Source organism: Streptomyces durocortorensis (assembly GCF_016901035.1).
GTDB classification, from domain to species: Bacteria; Actinomycetota; Actinomycetes; order Streptomycetales; family Streptomycetaceae; genus Streptomyces; species Streptomyces durocortorensis.
This window is the reverse complement of record NZ_JAFEUF010000245.1, coordinates 400-2,458: the sequence shown is the minus strand read 5'-3', so window position 1 is coordinate 2,458 and position 2,059 is coordinate 400. Positions and strand designations below refer to the sequence as shown.

Genomic DNA, 2,059 nt, shown 5'->3' with positions numbered 1-2,059 from the left:
CGCCCACTCGGCCCGCCCACGCCGCCTTTCCAAGCCCCGACGCCGCCCCCCCCCGGAGATCCCACGGTCCGGGGCGGCGGCGGACATGGCGATGGAAGACAGGACGGGACGGGGACGCGCCCCGGAGGGAGTACGCCGGGAGCAATCCCCGCGCACCCCGCGAAACGCCGCCGTAAGCTCGCGGACATGCAGGTCATCCAGTCCACGAAGCTCGCCAACGTCTGCTACGAGATCCGGGGCCCCGTGCTGGAGGAGGCGATGCGGCTGGAAGCGGCCGGTCAGCGCATCCTCAAGCTGAACACGGGCAACCCGGCCGCGTTCGGGTTCGAGTGCCCGCCGGAGATTCTCGAAGACATCCTGCGCAACGTCGCGGGCGCGCACGGCTACGGCGACGCGAAGGGCCTGCTGTCCGCGCGCCGTGCGGTGATGCAGCACTACCAGACCAAGGGCATCGAGCTCGACGTCGAGGACATCTACCTGGGCAACGGCGTCTCCGAGCTGATCCAGATGTCGATGCAGGCGCTGCTGGACGACGGTGACGAGGTGCTCGTACCGGCTCCCGACTATCCGCTGTGGACCGCCTCGGTCTCGCTGGCGGGTGGTACGGCCGTGCACTACCGGTGCGACGAGCAGGCCGACTGGATGCCGGACCTCGCGGACATCGAGCGGAAGATCACCGACCGCACCAAGGCCCTGGTGATCATCAACCCGAACAACCCGACCGGTGCGGTGTACGACGACGAGATGCTGCGCGGTCTCACCGAGATCGCCCGGCGGCACAATCTGATCGTCTGCTCCGACGAGATCTACGACCGGATCCTGTACGACGGCGCGACCCACACCCCGACGGCGGCCCTGGCCCCGGACCTCATGGTGCTGACCTTCAACGGGCTCTCCAAGAACTACCGGGTGGCCGGCTACCGCTCCGGCTGGATGGCCGTCTGCGGCCCGAAGGCGCACGCCACCTCGTACATCGAGGGGCTGACGATCCTCGCCAACATGCGGCTCTGCGCCAACATGCCCTCGCAGCACGCGGTGGCGACCGCACTCGGCGGGCGGCAGTCGATCGAGGACCTGGTGCTGCCGGGCGGCCGGATCCTGGAGCAGCGGGACACGGCGTACGACCTGCTGACCTCGATCCCCGGGGTGACCTGCGTGAAGCCGAAGGGGGCGCTGTACCTCTTCCCCCGGCTCGACCCCAAGGTCTACAAGATCAAGGACGACCGGCAGATGGTGCTGGACCTGCTGCGGGCCGAGAAGATCATGGTCGTGCAGGGCACCGGCTTCAACTGGCCCGAGCCCGACCACTTCCGGATCGTCACGCTGCCGACGGTCGAGGACCTGACCGACGCGGTGACACGGATCGGCACCTTCCTGGACGGATACGGACAGCCGTAGCCGGATCCGCCGGCCGCCGGGCTCGGTCACGGCTCTGGACCCGGTTACGGACAGCCGTAGACCGATCACTCTTCCGGACTACAGTCAACTTTAGACTGGTTCCAATGTAGGATGGTTCCACGCACCATCGGGAGGCCATCCATGTACGAGCCGATCCGCAGCCCCTCGGTCCACACCCCGGCCGACGACGCGGACTTTCCGCACCGCAGCCGCGAGGAGGAGCTGGACATCCAGCTCGCCGGGCACCTGGCCGCCCTCCTCGCGGTCACCGACGAGCTGGGCCCGGGCCCGGCGGGCGACCGGATCGCCGAGCAGGTGGCCCGGCTGCGCGGCGCCCCGCCCGCCCGGCACGCCGGCCTGACCGCCGCCGCCCCCGCGGACCTCCACCGCCGCGCCCACGCCCTCGCGGGCCGCGCCCTGCTGGTGGCGGCGTCCCGCGCCGACACGACCGCCGCCATCCTCGCCGCCGAGCGGATGGACGCCCACACCGCGGCCCTCGCCGCTCTCGCCGACCCCACCGCCCCCTCCGGGCACCTGGTCGGCGCCCACTGACGGCCCCCGGGGGGGGGGGGGGGGGGGGGGGGGGGCCGCGGGGGGGGGGGCGCCCCCCCCCCGGGGGGCGGCCGGGGGGGGGGGGGGGGGGGGGGCGGGGGGGGGCGGC

At 72.3% G+C, this 2,059-nt stretch carries 2 protein-coding genes; both read left to right on the top strand.

All coding sequences use genetic code 11. From position 1 onward, the window contains the following. The first annotated feature begins 186 nt into the window (after positions 1-186). On the top strand, positions 187-1,398 hold the full coding sequence (locus tag JS521_RS29845) for a pyridoxal phosphate-dependent aminotransferase (protein ID WP_205086054.1): 1,212 nt from the start codon (positions 187-189) through the stop codon (positions 1,396-1,398). A gap of 141 nt (positions 1,399-1,539) precedes the next feature. Then, positions 1,540-1,950, top strand: coding sequence for an SCO4983 family protein (locus tag JS521_RS29840; protein WP_205086053.1), 411 nt, complete (start codon positions 1,540-1,542; stop codon positions 1,948-1,950). Positions 1,951-2,059 lie beyond the last annotated feature (109 nt).

Excerpts from the sequence above, each read along its gene's own strand:
- JS521_RS29840 (WP_205086053.1), top strand. The coding sequence starts at position 1,540 with ATGTACGAGCCGATCCGCAGCCCCTCGGTCCACACCCCGGCCGACGAC.
- JS521_RS29845 (WP_205086054.1), top strand. The coding sequence starts at position 187 with ATGCAGGTCATCCAGTCCACGAAGCTCGCCAACGTCTGCTACGAGATC.